Genomic DNA, 6086 nt, shown 5'->3' on the forward strand with positions numbered 1-6086 from the left:
TAAAATCTATAACACTAAACTTATATTTGAATTTTTGGAACTGCCCTTAAATAAAAATAAAACTATCAAGTATAAATTAAAGACAAAAATTTCTCACCCTTACATTTGGCAAAAAGAAGGAATTTGTGGTGGAGTACCTGTAATAAAAGGAACTCGCATTTCGGTTGCTACGATTGCTGAATTGGAAAAATCGGGGATGTTGGTTGATGAAATTGTTGTGAGCTATCCGCATTTAAATCACTCTCAGGTATACGACGCACTTTCTTATTATTATGAAAATAAAAGAGAAATTGATAAAGAGATAAAACAGCAAAACCATGAGTTGGATATTCTAACACAAAAAAATTATAATGGGTCAGGTAAAATTATACTTGGATGAAGATATTCCAATTGGTATTGAATTGGCACTAAAAAGCCGTGGTTATGATGTTGTCAGCACAAGAAAAATGCATAATTTAGGAGCCACAGACAATAAACAATTAGAATTTGCAGTGAGTGAGGGAGGTTGTATTGTAACAAGAAATGCCAAAGATTTTATTTTGTTAGCTAAAGTATATTGGAAACAACAACGTAGCCATCATGGAATTATTCTTACACGGAAGGTAGATGTTAGTGTCCTCGTACATGCATTAGCCGTTTTTATCCATTCAAAGGCTTTAGAAGAAGTTAATAACCAAACGTGGTGGATATAAACGCGTGAAAATCTACACAAAAACCGGCGACAAAGGTGAAACCTCTCTCTATGGAGGAAAACGAGTCTCTAAAGCTGCTATTCGAATTGAAGCTTACGGAACCGTCGATGAACTGAATTCGGTTATCGGTATTTGCCGGGCAATGAACCCGCCCCAAAGAGTTGATGAGGCGCTTATTAAAATCCAGCATCAGCTTTTTACACTCGGCGCCGATTTAGCTTCGCCATTATCGAACAGAAAAAATAAAAATGTTCCGAGAATTTCTGAAGATGATGCAAAGTTTTTGGAAGAATTGATTGATAAGTTAGATTCAGAAATAAAGCCGCTTCGGAATTTTATACTTCCGGCCGGCTCATTGCTCACAGCCCATGTTCATTTTGCACGGACTGTTTGTCGCCGCACTGAAAGATTAGTCGTACAACTCTCTAAAAAAGAAAAGATGGGCACACAACCTATTATTTTTTTAAACCGTCTCTCCGATTTTTTGTTTGTGCTGGCAAGGTGGGTTAACCATCTTCAAAACGAAAATGAAATAACCTGGACCAAGAAAATATAAATTTTTTAAATAATTACAGAAAGCAATTTGTTATGCGTAACCGTCTCTTTTTTTTATTTATGATATTCCTATTCCTATTCCTTCCCAACCTTACCAATTCCCAAATCGGCAAAGATGGTATCCCCGAAGAAGAAGGGGAGAACAGGTCGTTGCGTGAAGAATGGTTTTACAAACAACGCGCTCTTCCTTTCGATGAGATACCAGAAAATGCTCGGATGCAAGCTTATGAACAGGATAAAATTCTTAGCAGGTTTTTCAACAAAAATTTATTGCAGGTTTCTTATCCTACTTGGATTAATGTTGGACCATCACCTGCGGCAACAATGTCGTACAGCCCACTCTGGGGAAATATTTCGGGAAGAATGCGGAGCGTTGCAGTCCATCCATTAAACCCGGATATCATTTACATCGGTGCTGCGAACGGCGGAGTTTGGAAAACTACGAATGGTGGATTGTCGTGGTTTCCATTAACTGAAAATGAAGCAAGCTTGGCTATGGGAGCTATCGCAATCGATCCGAATAATCCTGAAATAATTTTTGCTGGAACCGGTGAAGCATTAGCTGGAACAGACCGGACGACATACTTCGGCTCCGGTTTTCTTAAATCTACGAATGGAGGAAACACGTGGACAAGAATTACAAACGGTTTTGGCAGCAACACTCACTTCTCAAAAATTGCTGTCAGGTCATCCAACTCTAATTTTGTTTATGCGGCACTTGCTCAAGGTTTATGGTATGCTGCTACACCCAACAATCAAGGTGTTTGGCGGAGTACCGACGGTGGCACTAACTGGACTCGTACGCTCAATGTAACTCGTGCCTTTGATGTAATCATTCATCCGACAGGCCAAGATACAGTTTATGCTTCTGTTGGCAATGCGGCATCTTCAAGCGGATTTTACAAATCTACTGATGCCGGGTTAACATGGGTTCAGCAAAACAGCGGATTGGTTTCAGCAAGTTCAATTCGAAGAATGCACATCTCACAATCTCAAAATAGTCCCTCCACGATTTATTCTGTAATTTATTCAAGCGACTCAACAAGAGTATTTAAAAGCACAAACGGTGGAGGCTCATGGTTTCGTACCGGTGGTAATTACTGGTTTGGTGGGATTTGGGGCAGTACCTATTATGACCAAGGCTGGTATGATTTACACATTGCTGTAAATCCTCAAAACCCGGATATCGTTTATGTCGGAAATGTTGATTTGATGAAAACAACAAATGGTGGAACATCTTGGACACGATTAGTAACAAGCTGGGATGGTAAAGCACACGTTGATCAGCATGCTATGGCATTTCATCCATCTGAACCAAACACAATATTTATAGTCAACGATGGTGGTATTAATAAATCAACAAATGGCGGTTCTACATTTACGAGTTTAAATTCTGATTTATCTATAACTCAATTTTATCATATCGCAACAAGTCCTCACGATGTAACTCATCTTATCGGTGGAACGCAAGATAATGCAACACAACGTCGCCCGCCGGGTAGTTCAAATTGGGTTGGTGTTATTGGGGGCGACGGCGGTCAGGTCGTTTTCGATTATTCCAATCCGAATTTTATTTATGGAGAATATGTTTATGGATCGATTTATAGGAGTCAAGATGGCGGAAATTCATTCTATCAAATTACATCTGGATTACTTGAAAGTGGTGCCTGGATCGCTCCCATTTTAATCCATCCTACAATTCCAACAACTCTCTACACGGCAACATACCGGGTGTATCAAACTACTGACCGTGGTAGTAATTGGACTCCGATTTCAAACGCTTTGTTAGGAACAACTCGCATTAACGCAATGGATATTAGTAGTACAAATCCCAACCTATTACTTGCACTTGCTTCCGAAGGGACATCTTCGCCGGCGGTTTTCATATCCAGCGATGGCGCGTTGAACTGGCAAAATATAACTTCCGGTTTACCAACCCGGTATATGACACGAGTTCGGTTTCATCCTGATTCATCAAATATTTTATTTGTTACAGTTTCTGGGTTTGGAACTGGGCACGTTTACCGTTCGACAAATTCAGGAAATAGCTGGACGAATATTTCCACCTCACTTCCCGATATTCCGGCAAACGATATTTTTATTGATCCAACAAACGCCAACAACAGATATTTTGTCGCAACCGACCTTGGTGTTTATGTTACAGAGGATGCGGGTTTAGGTTGGGTTAAACTGATCCAAAGTTTTCCTAACACTGCGGCAGTAAGTTTTAGTTATCATTCAGCAACTCGAATATTAAGAGTCGGAACTCACGGCAGAGGTATTTTTGAGATGGCGCTGCCGCAAATCACAGGCAACATCAGCGGTAAAAAATATTTCGATGTTGAACAGGATAGCTCCATCGCTTCTAATACCGGATTAGCCGGTTGGGTTATTAAATTATACAAAAATGGTTTACTACAAACCCGAACAGTTACAGACGGAAGCGGAAATTATTCTTTTAATTCGTTTCCACCCGGAACATATACAGTTGAAGAAAGTTTAAGTACAGGATGGATGCAAACTTTTCCACGAGTTAGTTCGTTGAATGTTACACTAACTAATTACGGTTACAATGCCGGCAGTCGTGCTTATTTAGTTTCGCTTGTTGAAGGTGCGAACATAACGAATATTGATTTTGGTAATTTCCAGTTCGGCTCTATTAGTGGTAAAAAATACTTCGATGTTGAAAGAGACAGTTCAATTATCGGTAATCCGAAAATAGAAAATTGGGTAATTAAATTATTTAAAGATGGACTCTTGGAGCGGCGGGCAGTTACAAATACAGAGGGTGATTATATTTTTTCAAACCTGAATGCCGGAACGTACACTGTTGAAGAGAGCTTAAAAACCGATTGGATACAAACTTATCCACGAGTTGGAGCGGCGGGTGTTGTTCTCAATACTTTTGGACAGAACGCCGGCTCGCGTGCATATTCGCTTGAAGTTACCGGAAGTTCGAACGTTAGCGGAAAAGATTTTGGAAATTATGCAATGAGTTCAATAAGTGTCAATCGAAATCTAAACGAAGGTTGGAATTTAGTTTCAGTACCACTTTATGTTTTAGATTGGTATCGTGACGCGATATTTCCTAATACCTCTGCGGAGGTTTACGGATATTCAGGAAAATATATCCAGGCAAACTCATTATCATCGGGGCAAGGATATTGGGTAAAATATTCTTCCCCTCAAAATATTTTTATCAATGGTTGGCAAATTTTATCGGATTCGATTCAACTTCGAAAAGGTTGGAACATCGTCGGTTCAATTTCTGATTCGGTTTTAATTTCATCGTTAACAACAGACCCACCGGGGATTCTCGCCAGCCAATTTTTTGGCTTCAACTCCGGTTATTATAATGCCGATAAAATTAAACCGATGGAAGGATATTGGATAAAAGCAGCAAATGATGGAAAGTTATATTTATCACAAACCACTTCATCAAAACTGAAGACAATAAATTATGCGGAAAACCTTAGTAGTTTAAATTCACTAACATTTGAAGCCGGCAGTAAAAAGCAGACTTTGTATTTTGGAAAAAACAAAAATCGGTTTTATGGCGAACTGCCTCCTATACCGCCAACCGACGCGTTTGATGTTCGGTTCGAAACGGGAAAGTTTATAGAATTGATTCCCGATAAATTTCAGAATACTTTTGAACTTCCAATTTTAATTCAATCGAACAGCAATCCAATAAAAATTACGTGGAACGTAAAAGATGGTGATGACGTCAGGTATCAGCTACAAAATAATGCCGAAAATAGTAGAGCCATTTCAGGAAGCGGAGTTTTAGAAATAGAAGACATTAAAAACATTTCGCTTATAGTCACAAACAATAGTGTGCCTGAAGAATTTGCATTGCTTCAAAACTATCCAAACCCATTTAATCCAACCACAGAAATCAAATACTCTTTGCCTGAGATTAGCCGGGTTCGGCTTAGTGTGTTTGATGTGTTAGGAAGGGAAGTGGCGGTTTTGTTTTCGGGAATCCAGGAAGCCGGTTATCATAACCAGCGTTGGACGCCGGAAAATAATGGATTAAATTTAAGTTCAGGCATTTACTTTTATAAGCTTGATGCTACGCCTGTCGATAATCCCGGAAAGCGTGTTACGGAAATTAAAAAGATGTTGTTTGTTCAATAATGAAATACCTTATACTTAGCATTAAGTTATTATTTTTTACTTATCTAGGGTATCTTTTATTTTTCTTAGTTGATGGATATGATCCGGCATCATTTTCTTACAGACCACCATTTGCGATATTTGTTCTCGACATTATCAATTTATTTATTCATGAAGCGGGACATTTCTTCTTTAAAATATTCGGCAGATGGGTTTACTTTTTGGGAGGTTCATTATTTCAAGTTCTATTACCGCTTGCATTAATAATAGTAACGTGGCGGCAAAATGTTCGGAACGTTAGTTATGCCGCTTTCTGGTTAGGGGAGAGTATGATTAATGTAAGTGTCTATATTCAAGATGCGCCTTTCAGGAAGCTGCGTCTAATTGCGAAGGGATTGATACACGACTGGAATTGGCTGCTATCCAATAATCTTGAATTAGCCGAGCCGATTGGACTGGCAGTCTATTATTTAGGGTTATTAATTTGTTTTGCGGGGATTTTAAGTGGATTTGCATTCGCGATAATGAGTTATCGAAATTATACAGATAAAATTGAATTTGAGGATTAAAACCACATAAAGATGTGTGTTATTGTTTCATTATTATGCTTACCTTATTAATAAAATTAATCGTGGTTTTAATTTCCCAATGCTAAGTTGCTGTAGAATTATGGGTCTTCGCGTACTCGAGTGGGTCATTTTATATCTCCTTGAGCATGCA

Annotated in this window: 5 protein-coding genes; all 5 read left to right on the forward strand. The window is 38.8% G+C overall.

Annotation, left to right across the window (positions count from 1 at the left end; translation table 11 throughout):
- The coding region (locus QME58_13840) for a DUF433 domain-containing protein (GenBank protein MDI6804896.1) at window positions 1-379 on the forward strand (379 nt) is incomplete at its 5' end.
- Window positions 351-692, forward strand: coding sequence for a DUF5615 family PIN-like protein (locus tag QME58_13845; GenBank protein ID MDI6804897.1), 342 nt, complete (start codon window positions 351-353; stop codon window positions 690-692). The genes QME58_13840 and QME58_13845, both read left to right, overlap by 29 nt.
- A 4-nt stretch (window positions 693-696) precedes the next feature.
- Window positions 697-1248, forward strand: coding sequence for a cob(I)yrinic acid a,c-diamide adenosyltransferase (locus QME58_13850; protein ID MDI6804898.1), 552 nt, complete (start codon window positions 697-699; stop codon window positions 1246-1248).
- 59 nt (window positions 1249-1307) lie between these two features.
- On the forward strand, window positions 1308-5387 hold the full coding sequence (locus QME58_13855; protein ID MDI6804899.1) for an SdrD B-like domain-containing protein: 4080 nt from the start codon (window positions 1308-1310) through the stop codon (window positions 5385-5387).
- A complete protein-coding gene (locus tag QME58_13860; GenBank protein ID MDI6804900.1) occupies window positions 5387-5935 on the forward strand; it encodes a hypothetical protein in 549 nt (182 codons plus the stop codon). The genes QME58_13855 and QME58_13860 overlap by 1 nt, the downstream gene beginning before the upstream one ends.
- The last annotated feature ends 151 nt before the right edge of the window (window positions 5936-6086 follow it).

It is taken from the genome of Bacteroidota bacterium (assembly GCA_030017895.1).
Lineage (GTDB): Bacteria > Bacteroidota > Ignavibacteria > UBA10030 > BY39 > JASEGV01.